The following is a 23900-nucleotide window of genomic DNA, read 5'->3' on the forward strand; positions in this document are numbered from 1 at the left end:
CCCTATAAAAAAGCAGAGATGCCGTTATGACCGCTTCATCCCCTTCTCTATTGCAACGCCTTAAAAGCCTCAGCCTGGTCACACAGATCCTGATCGGCCTGATTGCCGGCATCGCCCTGGCGCTGCTCGCGCCGGAAGCGGCCAAAGGCACCGCATTCATCGGCAAGGTGTTCGTATCCGCGCTGAAAGCCGTGGCGCCGATCCTGGTGTTCGTGCTGGTCATGGCCTCGATCGCCAACCACAAGCACGGCCAGGAAACCCACATCCGGCCGATTCTGTTCCTTTATCTGCTGGGCACTTTCGCCGCTGCCGTGGTCGCGGTAATCGCCAGCACAATGTTCCCGTCGCATCTGGTGCTGTCCACCGACAACATCGCCGTGAGCGCGCCGGGCGGCATCGGTGAAGTGCTGCAAAGCCTGCTGCTGAGCGTGGTGGAAAACCCGATCACCGCGCTGATGAACGCCAACTTCATCGGCATTCTGGCCTGGGCCATCGGCATGGGCGTAGCCATCCGCCATGCGGGCGACACCACCCGGGAAGTGGTCAGCGACCTGTCCAACGGCGTGACCCTGATCGTGCGCGTGGTCATCCGCTTCGCGCCGCTGGGGATTTTCGGCCTGGTGGCGTCGACCCTGGCCACTTCGGGTTTTGGTGCACTGGTCGGTTACGCACACCTGCTGGCGGTGCTGCTCGGCTGCATGCTGTTCGTGGCGCTGGTGATGAACCCGCTGATCGTGTTCTGGAAGCTGCGTCGCAACCCGTACCCGCTGACGCTGAAATGCCTGCGTGAAAGCGGCATCACCGCGTTCTTCACCCGCAGCTCGGCAGCGAACATTCCGGTCAACCTGGAACTGAGCAAGCGTCTGGGCCTGCACGAAGACACCTACTCGGTATCGATTCCGCTCGGCGCTACCATCAACATGGCCGGCGCATCGATCACCATCACCGTGTTGACCCTCGCGGCCGTGCACACGCTAGGCATCGCCGTGGACATCCCGACCGCCATCCTGCTCAGCGTCGTCGCGGCGATCTGCGCGTGCGGTGCCTCGGGTGTGGCCGGTGGTTCGCTGCTGCTGATTCCGCTGGCGTGCAGCCTGTTCGGCATCCCGAGCGAGATTGCCATGCAAGTGGTCGCAGTCGGTTTCATCATTGGCGTGTTGCAGGACTCGGCCGAGACGGCGCTGAACTCGTCCACCGACGTGCTGTTCACCGCCGCCGCTTGCCTGGGCGAAGAGCAGAAAACCCAGCGTCCGGCGTAAAAACCGAGCGCAATAAAAAGCCCGCCAAGGTTTGCACCTTGGCGGGCTTTTTCGTTGCAGGGCGGTTTAGAACGCGCCCATGTAATCGCGCTTGCCCACTTCCACACCGTTGTGACGCAGCAGTGCGTAGGTGGTGGTGACGTGGAAGAAGAACTGCGGCAGACCGTAGCTCAGCAGGTAAGCCTGGCCGGAGAAGCGCTTCTCTTTCGGCGTGCCCGGACGGGTAACGATTTCGATGCCTTCCTTGCCATTGATCTGCTCAGGCTTGATCTCGCCGATGAAGGCCAGAACCTTGGCGATCAACGCTTGCAGGTCGGCGAAAGTGGTTTCTGTGTCGTCGTATTTCGGAATCTCGACTTCAGCCAGACGCGAAGAAACGCCTTTGGCGAAGTCCACGGCGATCTGCACCTGACGCACCAGCGGGAACATGTCCGGGTACAGACGCGCCTGCAGGAAGGCGTTCGGGTCGATGTTTTTCTCGGTGGCGTGGGCTTCAGCCTTTTTCAGCACATCGCTCAGGGCGTTGAGCATTTGTTGGAAAACCGGGACGGATGCGGCGTACAGGGAAATGGTCATGGCAGTCTCACGTGGTGGCTGGGTGAATCGTGGGGCGATTATAGCCATGCTCGCGCGCCGCGCGGCTTGTCTTTTATCCAGCAAGGATTAGGCTAGGCGCCTTCGACTGCAGAGGGAACGCGCGATGACCACAGAACTTGATACCAACGCCAACGAACCACGGCTCAACGCCACGGAAATCCGCATTCTGGGTTCGTTGATCGAGAAACAGGCCACCAGCCCGGAAACCTATCCGCTGACCCTCAACGCCCTCGTGCTGGCCTGCAATCAGAAAACCAGCCGGGAACCGGTGATGAACCTGACCCAGGGCCAGGTCGGCCAGAGTCTGCGCGCCCTCGAAGGTCGCGGTTTCGCCAAGCTGGTGATGGGCAGTCGCGCCGACCGCTGGGAGCACAAGGTCGACAAGGCGCTGGAGCTGGTGCCTGCACAGATGATTCTGACCGGGCTGATGTTCCTGCGCGGCCCGCAGACCGTCAACGAACTGCTGACCCGCAGCGGTCGCATGCATGAATTCGAAGACGCCGAACAGGTGGTGCATCAGCTGGAACGCCTGATCGCTCGGGATCTGGCCGTGCTGATTCCACGTCAGGCCGGCCAGCGCGAAGATCGTTACACCCACGCACTGGGTGATCCGGCGGACATCGAGGCGATTATCGCCGCGCGGCAGAACCCGAGTGATCGCGGCGCGGCCAGCGGTGTTTCAGTCGAACGCATCGAAGAACTGGAAGCGCGGATTGCAGCGCTGGAAGAGCGTCTGGCCCGACTCGAATAAGTGCAATCGGGGCGGCGTCACTCGCCGTCCCAGTAATCCACCCCGTCCGCCTGCCGCGCCACCGCCACGAAGCCCGAGGCATTGCCTTCGGCATCGACGCTGAAATTATCCATCACCGCGTATTTGTTCGAATCCGGGTACTCGCAGATTTCCGGTTGCTGCTGAGTGCTGACCGCCAGATAGCGCAGTTCTTCGCAGCTGGTGTTGATGATCTGATGCGCGGCTTCCGGACCACCCGGCGGGCAGGCGATCACGTCGCCGGCGCGGATCGGGAAACGCTCGGCACCGAGGCGCACCTCCCCTTCCCCGGCCACCACGTAAAACATTTCCTCATTGACCCGATGGCTGTGAAACGGGCTGCCACGCATGCCCGGTGGCAGCGCATACAGGCGATAACCAAGTTTCTGGGAGCCCAATTGCTGGCCGACCCGGGCGAACCGTTGTTGATAACGCCCGGCGGCTTCACCTTCGGGGGCCAAGCCTTCGGGGAGTGGTTCGAGTTCGACGTCATTCAGGTTGAGAATGGGCGGGTGCATGCAGACCTCGGTTTTTGTGATGGGCAAGTCTGTGCTTGCTGGTCCGACAGTATAGGCAACGGCAAGTCCGGACGGATTTGCCGATGCTCAGGATCCATCAACTACGGGCAAACGCCACCGCCGCGTCAAACTGCTCGACCGTCGGCCGCACGCCGGTATACAGCACGAACTGCTCCAGCGCCTGAATCGCGATCACTTCCAGCCCGGTGATCACTTTTTTACCTTCGGCGCGGCCACGCACGATCAGCGGAGTTTCCGACGGGATCGCCACCACATCGAACACAGTCTCGGCAGATTTGATCACATCCACATCAAAAGAAAGCTGACCCGCTTCCGGGCCGCCGTCCATCCCCACCGGGGTGACGTTGATCAACATCTGCGGGCGTTCGTCGCCCAGTTCCGCCTGCCAGCGATAGCCCAGGGAATCGGCTAATGCACGGCCGGCGCGCTCGTTACGGGCCACGATCAAACCATTCTTGTAACCGCCATCGCGCAAGGCGCTGGCCACCGCTTTGGCCATGCCGCCGCTGCCGCGCAGGGCGAAGGTCGAGTCCTTCGGCACCGCGTGGGTTTCCAGCAACTGGGCAATGGCAATGTAATCGGTGTTGTAGGCCTTGAGATGGCCGTTGGTGTTGACGATGGTGTTGATCGACTGGATCGCTGCCGCCGAGGCATCCAGTTCATCGACCAGCGCAATGCTCGCTTCCTTGAACGGCATCGACACCCCGCAACCGCGAATCCCCAGCGCGCGGATCCCGCCAACGGCACCGGGCAGGTCCTGGCTGCTGAACGCCTTGTAATAGAAATTCAGGCCCAGTTGCTCGTACAAATGGTTATGAAAACGCAGACCGAAATTCCCGGGACGCCCAGACAGGGACATACACAGTTGGGTGTCTTTGTTGGGGTTCATCTGCATGGGAGTCTCCTTCTAATGCACTTTCGGATGGACGGGATTAGCCAGACCATCGGCTTCTGAACGATCATAAGGCGGTCTGTTCCGGGCATCACAGCCGTTGCATGAAACCCGGTAAGCAAACCGGTACAGACCTTACACAAAATTTACCCAGCCGCCGTGCTGTTTTTCCAAATGTTGCTGTCTTAGAAGTATCCCCGCGCCATCCCGAGCCTGTTGCAGGCCTCGACGCCGGGTCGAAGAACCGAGGATTTATCATGATTCGTAAACTCCCCATCGTGGCCTTGTTGATCGGTGCATGCGCTATCACAGGTCAGGCAGAAGCCCATGGCGGTGGCTGGCAGGGCCCGGCGGTATTTGGTGCGATCGTCGGCTCGGCCATCATCGGCTCGGCGCTCATCAACCAGGATCGTCCGGTGTATGTTCAACAGCCTGTTTACGCTCAACCGGCACCGGTGTACGTGCAACAACCGCCACCACCGGTCTACTACCAGCCGGCCCCGGTTTACGTACAGCAACCGGTCTACGTGCAACCGGCCCCGGTGTATTACGGCCCTCCGCACGGCTATTACGGTCGTCCGCACTACTACGGCGGCCCGCGCTGGTAGCCAAAACACAAAGCCCCGCTGTTTAGCGGGGCTTTTTATTGCCCTGGATAAAGGGCGCCGTCTGTCGGACAAAGTCTGAAAAAATCTCGCCAAGGTCGCTGTGGGGACAGTTTGAACCGTTAAAGTCGGCATGATGGACTCGACCGTCGGGGGCAAAACACAAAACGGTCATCTATTTGTCATGACGGAACCGCAATCTGAATCCGTCCGCATACAACAGGTTGATAACAACAAGGACGACTTGAATGCCTACACAGAATCCGCACCGCATCGTCGGTTTATGCACCTCGAGCAAGGTGTACAACGCACTGACCGAGCTCAAGCACCTGGAAGGCCATCGCACGGCGAAGTTTGTGTCGCTGCTGGCGGAAAACCTGGTGCGCAAGGGCTTGCTCAATGAGCACGAGATCGTGCACATGCTCGATCAAGTGGTGGATTGAGCCAGTCCTCACTGGCATCAATGTCCACTATCGAAAGCGTTGATTGTCCCTGAAACGGACGAGTCCTTAAGGTAGCTCCATAGATTGATGGAGGTACTTCTCATGGCTCAGGTTCAAATCATGTCCGTTATCGGCAGCGCGGTTCCCGCATCGCTCAGAGAAATGGGACTGCTCGCCTGCTGGTATCTGGTGCGCGACGGCGAGCCGGTCAGCGGCCCGCTCACTTCACTGCCAGCCGCCCAGGCATTGTCGCAACGGCTGATCAACGGCCCGTTCAAGGCTTAAGGCAGCTGCACCTTCGGCCTGGTTTCGATGAACAGCGCCCAGCTCGACATGAACAATGCAGCGATCAAAGGCCCGATCACGAAACCATTGAGGCCGAACACGGCCATCCCGCCCAGCGTCGAAATCAAAATCATATAGTCGGGCATGCGAGTGTCCTTGCCGACCAGCACCGGACGCAGCACGTTGTCCACCAGGCCGATCACGAATATCCCGAACAACCCCAGCACCACGCCCTGCCAGATCATCCCGCTGAGCAGGAAATAAACCGCCACCGGCGCCCAGACAATCCCCGCACCCACCGCTGGCAACAGCGATAGAAACGCCATCAACACCGCCCAGAGCAACGCGCTGGGAATGTCGAGAAACCAGAAAATCGCCCCGCCCAATGCGCCCTGAGTAATGGCCACCAGCAGGTTGCCTTTGACCGTGGCGCGCACCACCCGATTGAACTTCAGTTGCAGCCGACGCTTGTGATGTTCCTCCAGCGGCACCGCCGTGCGCACTTTACGCGCCAGTTCGGCGCCATCGCGCAGAAAGAAAAACAGCAAGTACAACATGATGAAAAAACTCACCACGAAATCGAACGTGCCCTGGCCGAAACTGAACGCCTGGGTCGCCAGCACCTGACTGCCCTGCATCGCAGCCTTGACGATTTTCTCGCGCAAGGCATTGAGTTCACCCACGCCAAAACGGTCTAGCAAATGCTGAAAGTACGGCGGCAGGCTGTGCTTGAACTGCGCCAGATACGCGCCGATGTCGAGCTTGCCGCTTTCGATGTTGTCGTAGAGCACCGCCCCTTCCTGCACCAGCAACACGCTGATGACGATCACCGGCAGGATCGCGATCACCAGACAGACACTCAGGGTGCACAGTGACGTCAGGTTGCGTTGCCAGCCGAATTTCTGCTGCAACCGGCGCTGCATCGGCGCAAACAGAATGCCGAGGATCACCGCCCAGAACACCGCGCCGTAGAACGGCAGCAGGATCCAGATGAAAGCCAGCGTCACCAGAAACAGCAGCACGGTGAGGGATTTGAATTGCAGACTCTTTTGGTTCATGTCCGGTCCATGTCAGTCAGGCGCCAAGCGCACCCGCCCAACTTAGTCAGCCCACGCCCGCGCGAGTGCCATCTTTGTTCATGGAGCATAGATCCAGATCGATTAGGTCTCGATGGGGGGCAAACATTGCCCATTTGGAATAGGGTTGCCGGTCAGTTTGGCTTGTTTATCCATGACTGTTTTCAAACGGGGTCCCCAGAAGCTGTACCGATGATTCTGGCAACGGAGAATCAAATAGCCACCACTCAGATTGACAGTCTGTTCAATTCCCTTTCATCATAAAAAAAGGATTTTATAGATGGATAACACGGAATGTTTGCCCCAGCCATCCAGGCCTTCCATAGCCCGGCGATTCACTCATGCCTGCCTGCCTTTCAGGCTCTGACCGCTAATAGCCCTCAAGCGCTGGCCGCGTCTGTTTCGTTACCACTCAAGTGGAGCAACGAAAGCTCACCGGACTTCGAATACCTGTCCGTGAAAGCCCATCTGTCTCCAGGTCAAGTGGCCGCCGGGGTGCTTTCATGAGCGCGCAAAAAGCCGTTAAGCCACAACGCGAACCGCAAGTTGCGCTAACACCGCTGAGCGAGGTGTATCTCGAAGACGTGGGGCTGGGTGCCGAGCATTTCGATGCCTGGCTGCGAGACATCAGTGATGACTGGATCAACCTGGAGCGAATCAAAACCGTGGCGGGCGCCCTGCCGGCAGTGGGCAACGTCATTGCCTTGATGGATGCCCTGGGAGACATCGTCACACTGGCCACCAGTGACGAGCCTGATCCGTTCGTCTGGGTCAGCCTGGGCATCAACCTGATCGGTGTCATTCCGATTCCGCCGACAATGGCTGCAGCACGTATGAGTCTGCGGCCGATGCTGTTTCTGGTGCGTCAGGAGGGCAAAAAAGCGCTTGGCGATGCCCTGATCAATATCCTGATCGGGCACTTGAACACCGATATCGTCGGTACACTCGAAGACTTTGTCGGCGACAAGGCCAAGACAAAACTCAAGGATTTGCTGGACGCCGTCGGCTTGTACGGCGAAGAAATGGTCAACGATCTCGCCCGGGGTCTGGACGAACTGGCAACCGGCACCTTCAAAACCCGGGCGGACATCGACGCCCTCGCCAAACATACGGACGCGTTACTGCACAATCCTCGGGAGATCATCGAAAACTCCTACGGAGCTGCCGCAAGCATCCTCAAGCTCACTTACAAGAGCACTGCCAACGCCGCAGCGCAGTGGGTTATTCCGTCAGAGATCAGCGCGCTCATACAGCAAAACACACCCAAGTTACGTGCTCTTGCACCCAAGCTACGTCGCGAACTCAACAAACTGTCTGACCCACAGAACCCGGACTCCCTCGAACGCCTGCGCCAAACCCTGGCCGACAGCGTGAAAGAATGGACGCTGCGCAACGAAAATGGCCAGGGTGCCAGCGTCAAACCCGATGCCGTCAGCCAGGCAATGTTCCTGGCGAGTGCCAATGCGCTGGAAGTAATCCGACGCCAGAAGCGTGGAAAAAAGCGGCCGAAAGAACAGAAAAACGGCGTTTGCCCCGGTACATGTAAAAGCATCAGTTTTGCCATGGGTTCAGAATCCATGGAGCACACCGACTTCAGCTTGCCAGGACCGTTCCCGGTGGCATGGACACGCACTTACAGCTCCGCGCTGAGCGCCTACGACCAGGATGTCTTGGGCGCGCGCTGGGTCAGCGAGTTCACCACACGCTTCGATTGCATCGACGACAGTCTGGTGTTTCATGATGCCGATGGGCGCAGCCATGACTATGCATTGCCCAAGGTAGGCCTCTTCCATTACGACCCGATCGAAGACTTCACGCTGATACGTGCCAGCGAGCAGCAACTGGTGCTGTGCCGCGGGTACGACCGCAAGGAAACGTACGTCCGCCATGGCCACCGCTACCTGCTGAGCGGTGTGGTCCTGCGCAACGGTGCGGGGGTGATGCTGCATCACGAGCATCGGCATGACGATCTGCCAGTACTGTCCGACCTGATGACCTATCAGGACGATTTAACTCAGGTACACCTGCACCTGGGCACGATGCTCGACGAGCAGGGTCGTTTGAGCGGCCTGTGGGAAATCAGTGACGGTACTCCCCTGCGCCAGCTCTGCGGGTATCACTACGACAGCAGCGGCGATCTGGTCCTGGCACAAGATGAGCACGGTGCAACGTGGAATTATCAGTATCAGCATCACTTGCTTACCCGCTACACCGATCGCACCGGACGCGGGATGAATCTGCAATGGGAAGGGCTGGGCGCCGACGCCAGAGCCGTGCGCGAGTGGGCCGACGATGGCAGTTTCGATACTCGCCTGGAATGGGACAAAAATATCCGCCTGACTTACGTCACCGATGCCCATGGCTACGAAACCTGGCACTACTACGATCTCCTTGGTTACACCTATCGCATTCGCCATGCCGATGGCAGTTCCGAGTGGTTGTTCCGTGACCAGGCCAAGAACGTGGTGCGCCACGTTCACGCCGACGGCACTACCGACCGCTTCAGCTACGATAACCGTGGCAATCTCTTGGAACACATTCGCGCCGATCACAGTGTCGTGCACTACGCCTACGATGATCACAGCCAACTGATCAAGATCAGCGATGGCGAAGGCGGCCAGTGGCAACGGGCCTATGACGACCGCGGCAATCCGATCGAAGCCATCGACCCTCTCGGCAACATTACCGAGTACGCCTACAACGCGGCGGGCCAGCCTACAGCGATCAAAGACGCCCACGGCAATGAAAAAACCCTGGCTTACAACGATGCCGGGCAGTTGGTTGAGTACGTCGACTGCTCGGGCAAGACCAGCGCATGGGAGTACGATGATCGCGGCCAAATGGTCGGTTTCACCGACGCGGCCGGCTTGACTACCGAGTACCAGTACCTGGCTGGTCAAATGGTACTGATCAAATACCCGGACAACACCGAAGACCGCTTCGAGCGTGATGCCGAGGGGCGTTTGTTGGTGCATGTCGATGCAATGGATCGCCGCACCACCTGGAGTTATACCGTCGCCGGGCAGATCGCCGAGCGCGTCGATGCCGCCGAACAGACCCTGCGCTACCGCTGGGATCGCCTTGGGCGCTTGCAGAGCCTGGAAAACGAAAACGAGCGGCGCGCCCATTTCCACTATGACCCGATGGGTCGACTGCTGGAAGAAAGCGGTTTCGACGGTCATACCACGTGCTACCAATATGATCCGAACACCGGTCGCTTGCAGAGCACGGTCAATGGCGCACGCGTGATCTCGGTCAAATTCGACCCGTTGGGCCGTCTCACCGAACGCCACGCCAGTCTAGGCGAGCAAACACAACAGGAAACTTTCGCTTACGACAACAACGGCAACCTGGTCATGGCCTGCAACGAGCAGAGCCGTTTGCAGTGGTTCCATGATCCTGCCGGCAACCTGGTGCGCGAACATCAGCACTATCTGGGCCTGGACAAACCTCAGGTTGCGGTCTGGCAGCACGAATACGACGTGCTCAACCAGCGTATCGCCACCGTGCGTCCGGACGGCCATCGCGTCAGTTGGCTGACCTATGGCAGCGGGCACTTGCTCGGCATGCGCCTGGATGAGCATGATCTGATCGGCTACGAACGGGACGACCTGCACCGGGAAGTCGCCCGCCATCAAGGCAATCGCCTGCTGCAAACGCAAACATGGAGCCCCACCGGGCGTCTGCAAGAGCAGTTGCTGACCCGTGCCGACGACAAATCTACCCTGTTGAAACGCGAATACCAGTACGACGCCGTCGGCCAACTGACTGACATCAATGACAGCCGCCGCGGCCCTCTCGCCTATCAATATAACCCGGTAGGCCGACTGCTCAGCGCCACCACTCGCCAGGGCGTGGAAACCTTCGCCTTCGACCCGGCCGGTAACTTGCTTGACGAAAGCGTCCGGCAGATTCGTAGACCACTGGATCAAGACCCGCCACGCAGCAAGCTGGTCGACAACCTGCTGCGCGAATACGCCGGCACCCACTATGACTACGACGAACGCGGCAACCAGATTCAGCGCTGGCACAACGGCCAACGCTGCGACCTGCGCTGGGACTTGTTTGATCGGCTGGTGCAATACGAAGACTCACGACTATCCGTCGATTTTGCCTACGACGCACTTGGACGACGCCTACACAAAAAATCTACGGCGCACTACAAACATCGCCCCGAAGCCGGCTCCCAATGGAATCGCAATGAGCATGCGCGCAAACAACGCGAGCTGGGTTGCGGTTTCACGTTGTACGGCTGGGACGGTGACCAACTGGCGTGGGAAAGCAGCCCGGCCCAACACGAAAGCGGCACCGGTCGCACCGTGCACTACATTTTCGAACCGGGCAGTTTCGTACCGGTGGCACAGGCACTGCGGCATCAACCGATTCACCTGAGTGGTCAACCCGACTACAGCGACAGCTACAGCCTCGATGACGACCCTTTGTGGAATCACAAACCGGCCGCTCTACCCTTCGAGATGCTGGCCTGGTATCAATGTGATCACCTTGGCACTCCGCAGGAACTGACCGACCAGCAAGGCAATACCGCGTGGAGCGCGCAATACAAGGCGTGGGGGGAAATACGCGAACAGCGCTCGGAATGGGCGCAACAGCAAGGGCTGACGAACCCGATTCGGTTCCAAGGGCAGTACCACGACCATGAGACGGGGCTGCATTACAATCGCTACCGTTACTATGATCCGGCTGTTGGCCGATTTATTGCCAAGGACCCGATCAGCTATGCCGGTGGGATCAATCTTTACCAATATGCTCCCAACCCAGTCGGATGGGTGGATCCACTAGGTCTGGCAAAACACAGCCCGGATAGCGTGCACTGCCAGCGTCTGGAGAAGAAAATCTCCAACATCAAGGAGGCGCTGGACAAACGCTGGCATGAGCTCGAATCTGATGAGCAGGGTTTGCCAGAATACATTGGTCCTGGGGAAAGTCTGTATCAGACCCGTCGTGGGCACCGAACCATCATTAACCACACGGACGGAAACTTGCGAAAGCTAGAGCGCCAACATGATGAAGAATGTAAGAGCGAAAACAAGCCCGGCACTTGCCCGTGTACAAAAAAGAAAACATGAAACCCAGAAAAACCAAATACAAACGTGAAGCCACCTACAATTAAAAAGCAACCAACAAGAGCTCAATGACCAGGTATTTATGAAAGAAATAAAAGACGCACTTCATGCAGCGGCCGGTAAAGGTGCACGCAAGGTCATTGCAGCGCAAGCCGATATTTATGAAAATGCCACTCTGGCCAACGAATATTTTTCGGATGAATGCCTGGAACTCATAACCTACATACTCTCTACGGAAGACCTGTTCAACAAGCCTGGAATGCATGTATTCATAGTAAAAATACACACCGACATGGATATCCTTTCAGACAATCAGAAACAGAAGCTTCTGGATACAGTATCTCTAAATTATCAACGGTATAATCAAACCGATCTGTGTTGGCATTTGGGTGACCTAATAGCCCGGTGCTACGATTCAAACCTGGCCATGAATTTCTTTCAGCATCATTTCGTTTCTGCAACACCTCAGGGAAAAGAAGGCATTGCACTTGGACTTGACATTCTCGCAAGACACTCAAAGCGAGATCCAAAAATCATGAAAAAAATAGAAACCATCTTAAAAGGTGAAAACTGAAAAAAGCACTGATGTTTATCTCGACCAAGGCACTCGATAAATTTCTGATCTTATTGTTTTCCTTGACGACAAACCGACTGAAAGTCCAAGCACAACAGAAGACGTTATCATTGAGTCTTAAAACTACATCGCTGGCCAGAATTCATACTCGAGAAAAAGGAAAAAAAGCGTAGCACTCGGGCTGGAGATCATGAAAGCAATGACCGAATCATATGCCAGCGCGATTAAAGCGGTTTGAGAACCGAAGCGCACAAGGTCAGCGCTGAGCAAAATATCGATGATTCCCCGGCAACTGACGCAACTTCCTCCCCGTTCATAAAACATAGACCCAGATCAACAAACCCTCGCCGCACCTCGTTTACCCTCCCGCGCTTTTGCGACCGACACCGCCATGACGCCCTCCTTCACCCCGGAATTGCTCGCCCCCGCCGGCACCCTGAAAAACATGCGCTACGCCTTCGCCTACGGTGCCGATGCGGTCTACGCCGGCCAGCCGCGCTACAGCCTGCGGGTGCGCAACAACGAGTTCGACCACGCCAACCTCGCCCTCGGGATTCGCGAAGCCCAGGCCCAGGGTAAGCGCTTTTACGTAGTGGTCAACATCGCGCCGCACAACGCCAAACTCAGGACCTTCCTCAAGGATCTGGCGCCGGTGATCGACATGGCACCGGACGCACTGATCATGTCCGACCCCGGCCTGATCATGCTGGTGCGCCGGCACTTTCCGCAGATGCCGATTCACCTGTCGGTGCAGGCCAACACGGTGAACTGGGCGAGCGTCGAATTCTGGCAGCAACAGGGTCTGAGCCGGATCATCCTGTCCCGGGAATTGTCACTGGAAGAAATCGGCGAAATCCGCGAACAGGTACCGGGCATGGAACTGGAAGTGTTCGTTCACGGCGCGCTGTGCATGGCCTATTCCGGCCGCTGCCTGCTCTCAGGTTACATGAACAAGCGCGACGCCAATCAGGGCACCTGCACCAACGCCTGCCGCTGGAAATACTCGGCGCAGGAAGCCACCGAAAACCAGCTCGGCGAGATCGTACAGACCTTCGAACCGCAACCGACCCTCGGCCTCGGCGCGCCCACCGATCAGGTGTTCCTGTTGCAGGAAGCCAACCGACCCGGCGAGATGATGCCGGCATTCGAAGACGAGCACGGCACCTACATCATGAACGCCAAGGACCTGCGCGCCGTGCAGCACGTCGAGCGCCTGACCCGCATGGGCGTGCACTCACTGAAGATCGAAGGCCGGACCAAATCGCACTTCTACTGCGCGCGCACCACCCAGGTTTATCGCCGCGCCATCGACGATGCGGTGGCCGGTCGTGAATTCGACCGCAGCCTGATGACCGATCTGGAGTCATTGGCCCAGCGTGGCTACACCGAAGGTTTCCTGCGCCGTCACGTGCATGACGAATATCAGAACTACCAGAACGGCAGCTCGGTGTCGGAGCGTCAGCAATTCGTTGGCGAACTGACCGGCGAACGCCGGGGCCGGCTGGCCGAGGTGAAAGTGAAGAACCGCTTTGCGCTGGGCGATCATCTGGAACTGATGACACCCAAGGGCAACTTCCATTTTGATCTGCATGAATTGCAGAGCCTCAAGGGCGACGCCATCGACGTGGCGCCGGGGGATGGGCACACGGTGTACCTGCCGATTCCGGATGCCGTGGATTTGCGCTTCGGCTTGTTGATGCGCGACGTGAGCGGGGCCTGATCCCGCTCAGACAAACTCCTCGCGCAACATCGCCACAAACGCCTCACGCGCCGGGTGCACCCCGGCGTTTTCATGCCAGTAGAACAAGTTGTCGATGGCCGTCAGCTCGGGGAATTCGTAACCCGCACACCCCGCGCCTTTGGCGTATTGCTCGAACACACCCTTGGGCACCAGCGCCACGCCAGCGCCGGCACTCACGCAACCGACAATCGCCCCGTAACTGGCCAGGCTGACAATCGGCAACGCCAGGCCCTGACGCAACAGCCAGTGCTCCAGCGCGGCGCGATACGGACAGCCTTGCGGCCACATGAACACGGTCTTGTCCTGCAAATCATCGAGGTCGCGCACCGGCCCGAATGAGGTCGACGCGATCAGCAGCAATTCTTCGCGATACATCGGGGTGCGTTTGAGCTGGGAGCGCTCGACATCCACCGCGACGATGGCGCCGTCCAGACGATGGCTGGCGGTATCGTCGAGCAGTTGCCCCCAGGTGCCGGTGGTCAACTCCAGAGCCACGTTCGGATAGCGCTTGTGAAATTTCGCCAGCAAGCGCGGCAGACGCCCGGTTGCCGAAGATTCAATGGCACCGATGCGCAGCGGCCCCGAAGGCTCGGCAGCAGGGTCGACCGCCCTTTTGGCTTCAGCTGTCAGCGCCAGAATCTTCTCTGCATAAGCGAGAAAGGTCTGCCCGGCAGGACTGATCCGCAGCCCGCGCCCCTCGCGCAGAAACAGCGCCACCCCCAGTTCCGCTTCCAGGTATTTGATCCGCGCCGTGATATTCGACGGCACGCAAAACAGCTTTTCAGCCGCTTTGGCGATGCTGCCGACCTCGGCCACGGTCTTGAACATGCGGATCTGCGCCAGCTCCATAACTCGTCACTCATAGTGAATGGTTGACGCAGTATAAGTCAGTTGTGGCGAATAATTGGCCACCCGGATACTCGGCGCATCAACCCTCTTGGTGCCTCGCTCATGCCTTCCACTTCGCCTTTGAAAATCCTGTTGGCCATGGCCTTCGTCGTCGGCTGCTGGGCCTATTCGCCGACCGGCATTCACATCGGCCTGCAAGCCTACGAGCCCGGTCATCTGGCGTTGCTGCGGTTTCTGCTGGCGTCGTTGTTCATGGCGGTGATTGCGGGTTTCAAGGGTATTCACCTGCCGCGTCTGCAGGATTTGCCGCTGTTGTTTGCGTTGGGCTTCTTTGCCGTCAGCCTGCATCACGTCGTGCTGAACATCGGCCAGCAAAGCGTCAGCGCCGGCGCGTCGAGTGTGCTGGCGCAATCGACGCCGCTGTTCAGCACGCTGCTGGCGCGGTTTCTGTTCAAGGATCGGGTGAGCGTCTGGCGCTGGGGTTGCGTGCTGACGGGATTCGTCGGCGTGGTGATTGTGGTGAGTGGCGATCGCGGCCTCGGCAGCATCGACGCCCACGGTTTGCTGATCCTGCTGGCGGCGGTGTCGTGGAGCGTTTACTTCGCCCTGCAAAAACACCACGCCCGGCGCTACGACGGGCTCACGCTGGTTTGCTACACGGTGTGGTCCGGCACGTTGTTGCTGTTGATCTACTTGCCGGGGCTGGCCGACAGCGTGGCCAGTGCGCCGCTGCGGGTGCAATGGGCGGTGCTCGGTCTGGGCGTGTTTCCCAGCGCCCTCGCCTATCTGGCGTGGGCATTCGTGCTCAAGCATGTGGACCTGAGCCGGGCGACGATGACGTTGTACCTGATTCCGCCGACCGCGATGGGGATTGCTTCGGTGGGCTTGGGAGAGCGACCGACGCTGTTGGTGCTGGTGGGTTCGGCGGTGGTGTTGATCAGCGTGCTGGCGTTGAACCTGGAACGGCCGGCGGTGGTCCGGGCCATTGAGACTTGAGTCGCGGCGGCGTTACGCGCCGGCTGCCGAAAACCGGTCGCGGCTGTTACTCAGGTGCAGCCACATCGCTGCCCGCGCCGCTTCCGGATCCTGACGCTTGATCGCGTTGAAAATCGCCTCATGCTCCAGGTTCGCCAGTTGCCCGAGTTTGCTCAAATCCACCGCCCCGCGCTCGGCCGCATTGACCCGCGTGCGCGGAATCATCGCGCTGCCCAGGTGCTGCATGATTTCGGTGAAGCAGACATTGCCGGTGGCTTCGGCAATCAGCAGGTGAAAGCGCCGGTCGGCCTCGACGCAACTGTCGTTGTTGGCCAGTAGACGCTGGTAGTCGTCCAGCGCCTGGCGCATCTGCACCAGTTGTTGTTCGCTGCGACGTTGCGCGGCCAGCGCCGCCGCTTGCGTCTCGAGGCCCATGCGCAATTCAAGAATGCTGCGCACCCCCAGCGCGGTGTCGACATTCAGCCGCAGCCCCTGCTCCGGTGCGCGCTCGATCACGAACGTGCCGATGCCGTGCCGTGTCTCCACCAGCCCCGACGCCTGTAATTTGGAAATCGCCTCGCGCACTACGGTGCGACTGACGCCGTGTTCCTGAACGATCGAGTTTTCCGAAGGCAACTTGTCACCGGGCAACATCTGGCCGAGCAGGATGCTCTGGGTGAGTTTTTCCACCAGATCATGGGCCAGGTTGTGCGCGCGTTTACGGGCGGGAGCGTCGAGGTCTTCTTGCATGGTCGGTTCCGGTGATCGGGGCACACCGATCGTAGCACTGCGAGGGATGACTTGTATGAGCTCCTATGATTTCAGGCCTCCAACTTGTATGACAACAATCGATTTTAGCTAGAAAAACCTCCATTTCGCCGGGCAATCAACCAACGATCACTGGCACAGAACTTTGTATCACGCCTGATGAAATCTCTATAACCCCCAACAAATACGGCACATAAAATCTGAAAAAGCATAAAAAACGCTCCCCGTAGACAAATTTGATTGAGCACTCCCGCTTGTAGGACAAAAAAATCTAGTTGTATGATGTCTATCAACAACGCAGCATCCAGCCACACCCCGCATAAAAATAACGAGTGGGAGAAAACCAAGTGAAATCATCCATTGCCGGGATGAACGAGGGCGCCGATTCGGTGCTGTCCTCCGCCATTGCCAAAGTCAAACGCCACGTCCTGCCTCTGTTCGTGATCATGTTCATCGTCAATTACATTGACCGGGTGAACATCGGCTTCGTCCGCACTCACATGGAACATGACCTCGGTATCGGCGCCGCTGCCTATGGCTTCGGTGCGGGCCTGTTCTTCATCGGTTACGCGCTGTTCGAAGTCCCCTCAAACATGCTGCTGCAAAAGGTCGGCGCGCGAATCTGGCTGACCCGCATCATGTTCACCTGGGGTCTGGTGGCCGCCGGCATGGCGTTCATCCAGAACGAAACCCACTTCTACATTCTGCGATTTCTGCTCGGCGTGGCCGAGGCCGGATTCTTTCCCGGGGTGATCTACTACTTCACTCGTTGGCTGCCGGGGGCCGAGCGCGGCAAGGCGATTGCGATATTCCTCAGCGGTTCGGCCGTGGCCTCGCTGATTTCCGGCCCATTGTCCGGCCTGCTGTTGCAGATCGAAGGGCTCGGCCTGCACGGCTGGCAATGGATGTATTTCATCGAAGGGATGTTCTCGGTCGGCCTGTGCGTATTCGTCTGGTTCTGGCTCGACGCCAAACCCCACGACGCCAAGTGGCTGACCCACGCCGAGCAGGACGCACTGGTCAAAGCCATCGACGATGAACAGAAGGCCCGCGAAGCCGCGACCCCGATCAAGCCGTCGCTGGGCAAGTTGCTCAAGGATCGCCAGATCATCCTGTTCTGCCTGATCTACTTCTTCATTCAACTGACGATCTACGCAGCAACGTTCTGGCTGCCGAGCATCATCAAGAAGATGGGCGAGATGAGCGACTTCCAGGTCGGCCTGTTCAACTCGATTCCGTGGTTGCTGTCGATCATCGGCATGTATGCATTCGCCTCGTTCTCGGCGAAGTGGAAACACCAGCAGGCGTGGGTGGCCACGGCGCTGTTGATCGCCGCCGCGGGGATGTTCATGTCCACCACCGGCGGGCCGATCTTCGCCTTCGTCGCGATCTGCTTTGCCGCACTGGGTTTCAAATCCGCGTCGTCGCTGTTCTGGCCGATCCCACAGGCCTATCTCGATGCGCGGATCGCCGCTGCCGTGATCGCGCTGATCAACTCGGTGGGCAACCTCGGCGGCTTCGTCGCCCCGACCACTTTCGGCCTGCTGGAACAACACACCGGTTCGATCCAGGGCGGCCTCTATGGCCTGGCCGCGACCTCGATCATCGCCGCGATCATCGTGTTCGCCGCCCGCATGACACCCAAATCCGCACCTGACGTCGCCGTGGCCGATGCCGCGCCGAAACACGCTTGAAAGGACAACGCCAAATGACCGCACACGACATCGCCAAAGCCCCGATCATCACCGAGATGCAAGTCATCCCGGTGGCCGGCCACGACGGCATGCTGCTCAACCTGAGCGGCGCCCACGGGCCGTTTTTCACCCGCAACATCGTCATCCTCAAGGACAACGCCGGCCACACCGGCGTCGGTGAAGTACCCGGCGGCGAACGCATCCGCCAGACGCTGGAAGACGCCCGCAATCTGGTGGTCGGCAGCCCGATCGGCACGTATCAGAAGATACTCAACCAGGTGCGCCAGACCTTTGCCGACCGCGATGCCGGCGGCCGCGGCCTGCAAACCTTCGACCTGCGCATCACCATTCACGCGGTCACCGGCCTCGAAGCCGCCCTGCTCGACCTGCTGGGCCAGCACCTCGACGTGCCGGTGGCGGCATTGCTCGGCGAAGGCCAGCAGCGTGATGAAGTGAAGATGCTTGGCTACCTGTTCTACGTGGGGGATCGCCGGGAAACCGACCTCGCCTACCGCAGCGAACCGGACGCCGACAACGACTGGTTCCGCGTGCGTCACGAGAAAGCCATGACTGCCGACGCGGTGGTGCGTCTGGCGGAGGCGGCCCATGCGCGTTACGGCTTCAAGGACTTCAAGCTCAAGGGTGGCGTGCTCAGCGGCGACGCCGAAATCGAAGCGGTGACGGCACTGGCCGAGCGCTTCCCGGACGCCCGCATCACCCTCGATCCGAACGGCGCGTGGTCACTGAAAGAAGCGATCCGTCTGTGCCGCGACCAACATCATGTGCTGGCCTACGCCGAAGACCCGTGCGGTGCGGAAAACGGCTATTCGGGCCGTGAAGTGATGGCTGAATTCCGCCGCGCCACCGGCCTGAAAACCGCCACCAACATGATCGCCACCGACTGGCGCGAAATGGGTCACGCGATTCAGTTGCAATCGGTGGACATTCCGCTGGCCGACCCGCATTTCTGGACCATGCAGGGTTCGGTGCGGGTGGCGCAGATGTGTCATGAATGGGGCCTGACCTGGGGCTCGCACTCCAACAACCACTTCGACATTTCCTTGGCGATGTTCACTCATGTAGCGGCCGCCGCGCCGGGCGACATCACCGCCATCGACACCCACTGGATCTGGCAGGACGGCCAGCGCCTGACCAAGGCGCCGCTGCAAATCGTCGATGGCTGCGTGCAGGTGCCGAAGAAACCGGGGCTGGGCATCGAGCTGGACATGGATCAGGTGGCCAAGGCCCACGAACGCTATAAAGGCATGGGACTGGGCGCGCGGGATGACAGCGTGGCGATGCAGTTTCTGATTCCGGGCTGGACGTTCGATAACAAGAAGCCGTGCCTGGTGCGCTAAGCCTGCGCAGCCTCCAGCAACCAGTGCCTGAACGCTGCCATCGCCGACGTCTCCGGCCGTGACTGCAACCGCGTCAGCCAATAGCTGCCGGTGGTGATTTCGATGGCAAAGGGTTGGCGGATCAGGTCCGCCGCCAGTTGCCGGGCAAACATCAACGGCGGCGCCAACGCCACTCCGCCACCCTGCAACGCCGCTTCCATCATCGCCAGCGACGAGTCGAACACGATGCTCTGGGGCGGCGCGGCATGGGTCGCCAGACCGGCTGCATGAAACCATTCCGGCCACTCATCGGTGCGATAGGAACGCAGCAAACGCTGCTGCAGAAGATCCCCCGGCGTGTGCAGTTGCTTGGCGATTTCCGGCACGCAAAGCACCGACAACGGCGCCTCCAGCAAACGGGTCGCCTCAATACCGTGCCAGGCCCCGGCGCCAAACCGGATCGCGTAATCCAGCCCTTCAGCGGCGACGTCCACCCGATTGTTGTTGGTCGACAGTCGCAAATCTATGAGCGGATGTTTCGCCTGGAAGTCCGCCAGCCTCGGCAACAACCAGCCCACGGCGAAAGTGCCCACCGCGCCGACCGTGAGCATTTCCCGATATTGCCCGCCTGCCAGACGCTCGAGCATCTGCGCGATATGATCGAACGACGTGGTCAGCACCGGCAGCAAAGTTTCGCCCTCGCCGGTCAGCATCAGCCCACGGGGCAGGCGTTTGAACAGGATCACGCCGAGTTGCGCCTCCAGGCTTTTGACCTGATGGCTGACCGCGGCTTGAGTCACGCACAGCTCAACGGCAGCGCGAGTGAAGCTCAAATGACGCGCAGAAGCTTCAAAGGCGCGTAATGCATTCAAGGGCAATTGAGGTCGAATCATGCCAAGTCCCAAATTTTTCTAATGGCTCATCCGAGTTTTCATCGTTTGTCGAAAGACACCGGACTGCCTAGATTTGGCGGCGCCGATCAGCCGGCTCGACGGAAAACGCTCGCAGTGTAGCGGGATAACACCATCAACACTCATGGAGAGTGGTTCAAGCATGTTTTCGATCAACCTGAACAAACTCAAGTCCCTCTGCGCTTTCGGACTTTTCTTCAGCGCCGCCACCTGCCTGGCCGCCCCGCAAACCGACGATCAGTTGCAGGCGCTGGTCAAGGCCACCGTGACACCGGTCATGCAGCAACAGGACATCGCGGGTCTGGCTGTAGCCGTGACCGTCGATGGCAAGGCGCATTACTTTAACTACGGTGTTGCCGACAAAAGCACCGGGCAAGCGGTGAGTGAAAACACCCTGTTCGAAATCGGCTCGGTCAGCAAAACCTTCACCGCGACCCTCGGCGCCTACGCCCAGGCCAGCGGCAAACTGGCGTTTTCCGACAAGGCCAGCCAGCACTGGCCCGAGCTGAAAGGCAGCGCGTTCGACCGTATCAGCCTGCTGCAACTGGGCACCTACAGCGCCGGTGGCCTGCCGCTGCAATTCCCGGACGCCGCGGACTCTTCCGACAAGATGCTCGGCTATTACCAACAGTGGAAACCGACGTATCCCGCCGGCAGCCATCGCCTGTACTCCAACCCGAGCATCGGCCTGTTCGGTTATCTGGCGGCGAAAAGCCTCGGCCAGCCGTTCGATCAGATCATGACCGAAACCCTGCTGCCGAAACTCGGGCTCAAGCACACCTTCCTGTCGGTGCCCGCGTCTGAAGAGAAGCTCTACGCCCAGGGCTATGACAAGAACAACCAACCGGTGCGAGTCAGCCCCGGCGCACTGGATTCCGAAGCCTACGGCGTGAAAACCAGCGCTGCGGACCTGCTGCAATTCGTCGAAGCCAACCTCGACACCGCCAAACTCGAAACACCGCTGCAAAAAGCCATCGCCCTCACCCACACCGGCTACTACACCGTCGGCGACATGACCCAGGGCCTGGGCTGGGAACGCTACGCCTACCCGATCAGCCTCGAACGACTGCTGGACGGCAACTCCACGCCAATGGCCATGGAAGCGCACAAGGTCAAATGGCTCAACCCACCACAGCCGGAACCGGCGAACGTGCTGCTCAACAAGACCGGCGCCACGGGTGGCTTCGGTGCGTATGTCGCGTTCGTGCCGTCGAAGAAAGTCGGGATCGTGATTCTGGCGAACCGCAACTACCCGAATGGAGAGCGGGTGAAGATTGCGCACAAGATTCTGGGTGAGTTGACCCGGTAATCACGCCATAAAAAATGGGCGACCTGTGAAGGTCGCCCATTTTTGTTTCAGCTCATTCCACGATCACGGCATCAATCATCCGGCATTTCCGCAGGTTTGGCCGGCTTCGCGGGTTTCGCCGGCTTGCCGCCCTTCGTCCCTTTGGTCGGTGCCGCTTCAGCGGCCACCGGTGGTGGTGGCGGCGCTGCAAGCTCTTTCTCGGCGGCTGGCAGTGCATCGATGGTGTCGAAGACTTTTTTCAAATCGACCGACTTGGCCTCATCACCCGAAACGGCAAGCTTGGTCTCGCCGTCCTTGCCCACCAGAAAAATTTTCGGATAAGCCCCGGCTCCCAGCTTCAACGAGCGCAACAGCCCCATGGTGTCCTGCTGGCCGAGGTCCTTGCCGTCGAGTTGGCCGAACATGTTGAGGATGGTGTAGACCTTGAGCTTGCGGTCGGCGATGCCTTGCTTGTTGGCCGGATCTTCCAGCGACTTTTTCAGGCCGACCCAGACGGGGTCGACCGTGCTGCTGGCGATCACGATCAAGGGACGGTAGTTGCCTTTGTCGACGTCCAGCGGGGAATCGTTGTCGCCGGCGAACAGGGGGCCGGCAATCGCCAGCAAGAGTGTCAGGGTCAGTGACCTGATGAGCATGCGCATCTCCTTTTGATATCCACGCTCTAATGATTGCGCATCGTGGCGATTGTTCCGGGGTTACCCGGCAAATATGTTTCGCCTTGTTCAAAGCGTAGGTCAGCAACGATTTTGCGCAACCGGATGCGCTCGATCATGTCGCGCATTTGATTACCTTTCATGACCGCATTAGGGTGGTTGTTCTGCTGATGAAACGGAGTTCAAGCCCCATGCACATCGACTACCTGTGCGATCACCCCGAACTGATCGAAGAACTGGCCGAGCTCAACTTCAAGGAGTGGGGCCAATACAATCCCGAAGACACCCTCGCCGCCCGCACCGAACGCATGCGCGCCGCCTGCGGCAAAGGCGCGATTCCCAGCGTGGTGGTGGCGATCGAAGACGGCCGGTTGCTCGGCGGTGCGCTGCTGATCGACAGTGACATGAACGCCCGTCCACAACTGACGCCGTGGCTGGCCGGGGTCTACGTGAAGGCCGCACAGCGTGGACGCGGCATCGCTTCGCAACTGGTCAACCGTATCGTCGAGGAAGCCGCCGCGCTGGGCCTGCCGCAGTTGTACCTGTACACCGACGCGGCGCAGTCGCTGTATGCGCGACTGGGTTGGGAGGTGGTGGAAGAGATGGAGTATGACGGCTTGCCGGTGACGGTGATGAAACGGGCGCTCACTCAGAACGCCAGTTTGTAGCCGATCAGCACCAGCATCGTCGCCAGGCACGGGCGCAGCAGTTCATCGGAGACGCGACCGGTCAGGTGGCTGCCGAGCCAGATGCCCGGCAGCGACCCCACCAGCAGAAAGCCCAGCACGCCCCAATCCATATTGCCCATGCTCGCGTGGCCGAGGCCGGCGACCAGGGTCAGCGGTACAGCGTGTGCGATTTCGGTGCCGACCAGACGGCGGGTCGGCAGCAGCGGATAGAGGATGAACAGTGCGACGGTGCCGAGGGCGCCGGCGCCGATGGAAGTCAGGGCGACCATGGTGCCGAGGATCAGACCGGTGATGACGGTCATGAGATTCAGGCGCGCACCGCTCGGGTTGTAGTTGCCGCCGGCACGTTTGTGGGCGAACTCCAGCAGGCGTTTCTTGAACAGAATTGCCAGCGCCGTGGCGAACAGCACGAAGCCCAGCGCCTGCTTGATGATTGCGTTCATCGCGTCCGGCGCGGTGTGCAGGGTGCTGAGGAACCACAAGGTCATCGCCACCGCCGGGACACTGCCCAGGGTCAGCCAGCCAGTGATGGCCCAGTCGATGTTCTTGTTCTTCCTGTGCACCAGCACGCCGCTGGATTTGGTGATGGCGGCGTACAGCAGATCCGTGCCCACCGCCGTGGCCGGATTGATGCCGAACCACAGCAGGATCGGCGTCATCAACGAACCGCCGCCGACACCGGTCATGCCGACGATGAACCCCACGACCAGCCCGGCAATCACCAGGCCGAAATTTGCCAATTCCATTAAGACGTCCAGACGAACCACAGGAAAATCCGGCCCGCAGCATAACCAGTTTTCTTATAACGCCCTATATCGATAGGATCTATCGTTATTCTTTTTCATTCATCA

22 protein-coding genes are annotated in these 23900 nt (G+C 59.4%); 13 read left to right on the forward strand and 9 right to left on the reverse strand.

Annotation, left to right across the window (positions count from 1 at the left end; all coding sequences use genetic code 11):
* The first annotated feature begins 26 nt into the window (after nucleotides 1–26).
* Complete coding sequence (gene sstT, locus IF199_RS19605) at nucleotides 27–1259, forward strand: serine/threonine transporter SstT (protein ID WP_192558456.1); 1233 nt, start codon at nucleotides 27–29, stop codon at nucleotides 1257–1259.
* Nucleotides 1260–1325: 66 nt separating this feature from the next.
* On the opposite strand, the gene IF199_RS19610 is transcribed toward sstT, so the two are convergent.
* A complete protein-coding gene (locus IF199_RS19610; RefSeq protein WP_096822344.1) occupies nucleotides 1326–1835 on the reverse strand; it encodes a DUF1993 domain-containing protein in 510 nt (169 codons plus the stop codon).
* A gap of 124 nt (nucleotides 1836–1959) precedes the next feature.
* Between IF199_RS19610 and IF199_RS19615 the strand changes: the two genes are divergently transcribed.
* A complete protein-coding gene (locus IF199_RS19615; RefSeq protein ID WP_102621713.1) occupies nucleotides 1960–2607 on the forward strand; it encodes a YceH family protein in 648 nt (215 codons plus the stop codon).
* A gap of 17 nt (nucleotides 2608–2624) precedes the next feature.
* On the opposite strand, the gene IF199_RS19620 is transcribed toward IF199_RS19615, so the two are convergent.
* Together IF199_RS19620 and IF199_RS19625 are read right to left on the reverse strand one after the other, a co-directional pair.
* Nucleotides 2625–3143: a cupin domain-containing protein gene (locus IF199_RS19620; RefSeq protein ID WP_192558457.1), complete on the reverse strand. Its 519-nt coding sequence runs from the start codon at nucleotides 3141–3143 to the stop codon at nucleotides 2625–2627.
* Between the two features lie 97 nt (nucleotides 3144–3240).
* A complete protein-coding gene (locus tag IF199_RS19625; protein ID WP_102621711.1) occupies nucleotides 3241–4059 on the reverse strand; it encodes a shikimate 5-dehydrogenase in 819 nt (272 codons plus the stop codon).
* 254 nt (nucleotides 4060–4313) lie between these two features.
* Here IF199_RS19625 and IF199_RS19630 point away from each other — a divergent pair, with 254 nt between their 5' ends.
* From IF199_RS19630 to IF199_RS19640, 3 genes are all read left to right on the forward strand, one after another.
* A complete protein-coding gene (locus tag IF199_RS19630; protein WP_096822348.1) occupies nucleotides 4314–4664 on the forward strand; it encodes a hypothetical protein in 351 nt (116 codons plus the stop codon).
* 245 nt (nucleotides 4665–4909) lie between these two features.
* Complete coding sequence (locus IF199_RS19635) at nucleotides 4910–5104, forward strand: hypothetical protein (protein ID WP_085712486.1); 195 nt, start codon at nucleotides 4910–4912, stop codon at nucleotides 5102–5104.
* 102 nt (nucleotides 5105–5206) lie between these two features.
* Nucleotides 5207–5389 (forward strand): hypothetical protein, encoded by a 183-nt coding sequence (locus tag IF199_RS19640; protein WP_096822349.1) that lies wholly within the window; start codon nucleotides 5207–5209, stop codon nucleotides 5387–5389.
* Here IF199_RS19640 and IF199_RS19645 read toward each other — a convergent pair.
* A complete protein-coding gene (locus IF199_RS19645; RefSeq protein WP_192558458.1) occupies nucleotides 5386–6447 on the reverse strand; it encodes an AI-2E family transporter in 1062 nt (353 codons plus the stop codon). The two genes, IF199_RS19640 and IF199_RS19645, sit on opposite strands and share 4 nt — an antisense overlap.
* 521 nt (nucleotides 6448–6968) lie before the next feature.
* Here IF199_RS19645 and IF199_RS19650 point away from each other — a divergent pair.
* The 3 genes from IF199_RS19650 to trhP all read left to right on the forward strand — a co-directional run bounded on the left by IF199_RS19650 (nucleotide 6969) and on the right by trhP (nucleotide 13843).
* A complete protein-coding gene (locus IF199_RS19650; RefSeq protein WP_192558459.1) occupies nucleotides 6969–11552 on the forward strand; it encodes an RHS repeat-associated core domain-containing protein in 4584 nt (1527 codons plus the stop codon).
* 79 nt (nucleotides 11553–11631) lie between these two features.
* The gene (locus IF199_RS19655; protein WP_192558460.1) at nucleotides 11632–12123 is read left to right on the forward strand and encodes a hypothetical protein; all 492 of its coding nucleotides are present in this window, start codon (nucleotides 11632–11634) and stop codon (nucleotides 12121–12123) included.
* Nucleotides 12124–12514: 391 nt separating this feature from the next.
* Nucleotides 12515–13843, forward strand: a complete 1329-nt coding sequence (gene trhP, locus IF199_RS19660; protein ID WP_192558461.1) for a prephenate-dependent tRNA uridine(34) hydroxylase TrhP — start codon at nucleotides 12515–12517, stop codon at nucleotides 13841–13843.
* Between the two features lie 6 nt (nucleotides 13844–13849).
* Here the strand turns inward: trhP and IF199_RS19665 are convergent, their stop codons facing one another.
* Entirely contained in the window at nucleotides 13850–14713 is an 864-nt protein-coding gene (locus IF199_RS19665; protein WP_192558462.1) for a LysR family transcriptional regulator, read from the reverse strand.
* A gap of 102 nt (nucleotides 14714–14815) precedes the next feature.
* Here IF199_RS19665 and IF199_RS19670 point away from each other — a divergent pair, with 102 nt between their 5' ends.
* Complete coding sequence (locus IF199_RS19670) at nucleotides 14816–15709, forward strand: DMT family transporter (protein ID WP_192558463.1); 894 nt, start codon at nucleotides 14816–14818, stop codon at nucleotides 15707–15709.
* Nucleotides 15710–15721: 12 nt separating this feature from the next.
* On the opposite strand, the gene IF199_RS19675 is transcribed toward IF199_RS19670, so the two are convergent.
* Nucleotides 15722–16438 carry a FadR/GntR family transcriptional regulator gene (locus tag IF199_RS19675; protein ID WP_192558464.1) on the reverse strand — a complete coding sequence of 239 codons (717 nt, stop codon included), beginning with the start codon at nucleotides 16436–16438 and terminating at the stop codon, nucleotides 15722–15724.
* 365 nt (nucleotides 16439–16803) lie between these two features.
* On the opposite strand from IF199_RS19675, the gene IF199_RS19680 reads away from it, so the two are divergent.
* Both IF199_RS19680 and gudD read left to right on the forward strand, forming a co-directional pair.
* Nucleotides 16804–18150: an MFS transporter gene (locus IF199_RS19680; RefSeq protein ID WP_192558465.1), complete on the forward strand. Its 1347-nt coding sequence runs from the start codon at nucleotides 16804–16806 to the stop codon at nucleotides 18148–18150.
* A gap of 14 nt (nucleotides 18151–18164) precedes the next feature.
* Nucleotides 18165–19508, forward strand: a complete 1344-nt coding sequence (gene gudD / locus IF199_RS19685; protein WP_192558466.1) for a glucarate dehydratase — start codon at nucleotides 18165–18167, stop codon at nucleotides 19506–19508.
* Here the strand turns inward: gudD and IF199_RS19690 are convergent.
* Nucleotides 19505–20380: a LysR family transcriptional regulator gene (locus IF199_RS19690; RefSeq protein ID WP_192558467.1), complete on the reverse strand. Its 876-nt coding sequence runs from the start codon at nucleotides 20378–20380 to the stop codon at nucleotides 19505–19507. The two genes, gudD and IF199_RS19690, sit on opposite strands and share 4 nt — an antisense overlap.
* Before the next feature lie 160 nt (nucleotides 20381–20540).
* On the opposite strand from IF199_RS19690, the gene ampC reads away from it, so the two are divergent.
* On the forward strand, nucleotides 20541–21707 hold the full coding sequence (gene ampC, locus IF199_RS19695; RefSeq protein ID WP_192558468.1) for a class C beta-lactamase: 1167 nt from the start codon (nucleotides 20541–20543) through the stop codon (nucleotides 21705–21707).
* 71 nt (nucleotides 21708–21778) lie between these two features.
* Here ampC and IF199_RS19700 read toward each other — a convergent pair whose 3' ends face one another.
* Nucleotides 21779–22342: a DUF4174 domain-containing protein gene (locus IF199_RS19700; RefSeq protein WP_096822362.1), complete on the reverse strand. Its 564-nt coding sequence runs from the start codon at nucleotides 22340–22342 to the stop codon at nucleotides 21779–21781.
* A 209-nt stretch (nucleotides 22343–22551) separates the two neighbouring features.
* Here IF199_RS19700 and IF199_RS19705 point away from each other — a divergent pair, with 209 nt between their 5' ends.
* A complete protein-coding gene (locus IF199_RS19705; protein WP_192558469.1) occupies nucleotides 22552–23028 on the forward strand; it encodes a GNAT family N-acetyltransferase in 477 nt (158 codons plus the stop codon).
* Here IF199_RS19705 and IF199_RS19710 read toward each other — a convergent pair.
* Complete coding sequence (locus IF199_RS19710) at nucleotides 23010–23795, reverse strand: sulfite exporter TauE/SafE family protein (RefSeq protein ID WP_192558470.1); 786 nt, start codon at nucleotides 23793–23795, stop codon at nucleotides 23010–23012. The genes IF199_RS19705 and IF199_RS19710 overlap by 19 nt on opposite strands.
* Nucleotides 23796–23900: the final 105 nt, after the last annotated feature.

The organism is Pseudomonas allokribbensis (assembly GCF_014863605.1).
Classification (GTDB): domain Bacteria; phylum Pseudomonadota; class Gammaproteobacteria; order Pseudomonadales; family Pseudomonadaceae; genus Aquipseudomonas; species Aquipseudomonas allokribbensis.

What these genes read in the sequence shown, in the direction of transcription:
- sstT (WP_192558456.1), top strand. Translation starts at nt 27, where the DNA reads ATGACCGCTTCATCCCCTTCTCTATTGCAACGCCTTAAAAGCCTCAGC.
- IF199_RS19610 (WP_096822344.1), bottom strand. Translation starts at nt 1,835, where the DNA reads ATGACCATTTCCCTGTACGCCGCATCCGTCCCGGTTTTCCAACAAATG.
- IF199_RS19615 (WP_102621713.1), top strand. Translation starts at nt 1,960, where the DNA reads ATGACCACAGAACTTGATACCAACGCCAACGAACCACGGCTCAACGCC.
- IF199_RS19620 (WP_192558457.1), bottom strand. Translation starts at nt 3,143, where the DNA reads ATGCACCCGCCCATTCTCAACCTGAATGACGTCGAACTCGAACCACTC.
- IF199_RS19625 (WP_102621711.1), bottom strand. Translation starts at nt 4,059, where the DNA reads ATGCAGATGAACCCCAACAAAGACACCCAACTGTGTATGTCCCTGTCT.
- IF199_RS19630 (WP_096822348.1), top strand. Translation starts at nt 4,314, where the DNA reads ATGATTCGTAAACTCCCCATCGTGGCCTTGTTGATCGGTGCATGCGCT.
- IF199_RS19635 (WP_085712486.1), top strand. Translation starts at nt 4,910, where the DNA reads ATGCCTACACAGAATCCGCACCGCATCGTCGGTTTATGCACCTCGAGC.
- IF199_RS19640 (WP_096822349.1), top strand. Translation starts at nt 5,207, where the DNA reads ATGGCTCAGGTTCAAATCATGTCCGTTATCGGCAGCGCGGTTCCCGCA.
- IF199_RS19645 (WP_192558458.1), bottom strand. Translation starts at nt 6,447, where the DNA reads ATGAACCAAAAGAGTCTGCAATTCAAATCCCTCACCGTGCTGCTGTTT.
- IF199_RS19650 (WP_192558459.1), top strand. Translation starts at nt 6,969, where the DNA reads ATGAGCGCGCAAAAAGCCGTTAAGCCACAACGCGAACCGCAAGTTGCG.
- IF199_RS19655 (WP_192558460.1), top strand. Translation starts at nt 11,632, where the DNA reads ATGAAAGAAATAAAAGACGCACTTCATGCAGCGGCCGGTAAAGGTGCA.
- trhP (WP_192558461.1), top strand. Translation starts at nt 12,515, where the DNA reads ATGACGCCCTCCTTCACCCCGGAATTGCTCGCCCCCGCCGGCACCCTG.
- IF199_RS19665 (WP_192558462.1), bottom strand. Translation starts at nt 14,713, where the DNA reads ATGGAGCTGGCGCAGATCCGCATGTTCAAGACCGTGGCCGAGGTCGGC.
- IF199_RS19670 (WP_192558463.1), top strand. Translation starts at nt 14,816, where the DNA reads ATGCCTTCCACTTCGCCTTTGAAAATCCTGTTGGCCATGGCCTTCGTC.
- IF199_RS19675 (WP_192558464.1), bottom strand. Translation starts at nt 16,438, where the DNA reads ATGCAAGAAGACCTCGACGCTCCCGCCCGTAAACGCGCGCACAACCTG.
- gudD (WP_192558466.1), top strand. Translation starts at nt 18,165, where the DNA reads ATGACCGCACACGACATCGCCAAAGCCCCGATCATCACCGAGATGCAA.
- IF199_RS19690 (WP_192558467.1), bottom strand. Translation starts at nt 20,380, where the DNA reads ATGATTCGACCTCAATTGCCCTTGAATGCATTACGCGCCTTTGAAGCT.
- ampC (WP_192558468.1), top strand. Translation starts at nt 20,541, where the DNA reads ATGTTTTCGATCAACCTGAACAAACTCAAGTCCCTCTGCGCTTTCGGA.
- IF199_RS19700 (WP_096822362.1), bottom strand. Translation starts at nt 22,342, where the DNA reads ATGCTCATCAGGTCACTGACCCTGACACTCTTGCTGGCGATTGCCGGC.
- IF199_RS19705 (WP_192558469.1), top strand. Translation starts at nt 22,552, where the DNA reads ATGCACATCGACTACCTGTGCGATCACCCCGAACTGATCGAAGAACTG.
- IF199_RS19710 (WP_192558470.1), bottom strand. Translation starts at nt 23,795, where the DNA reads ATGGAATTGGCAAATTTCGGCCTGGTGATTGCCGGGCTGGTCGTGGGG.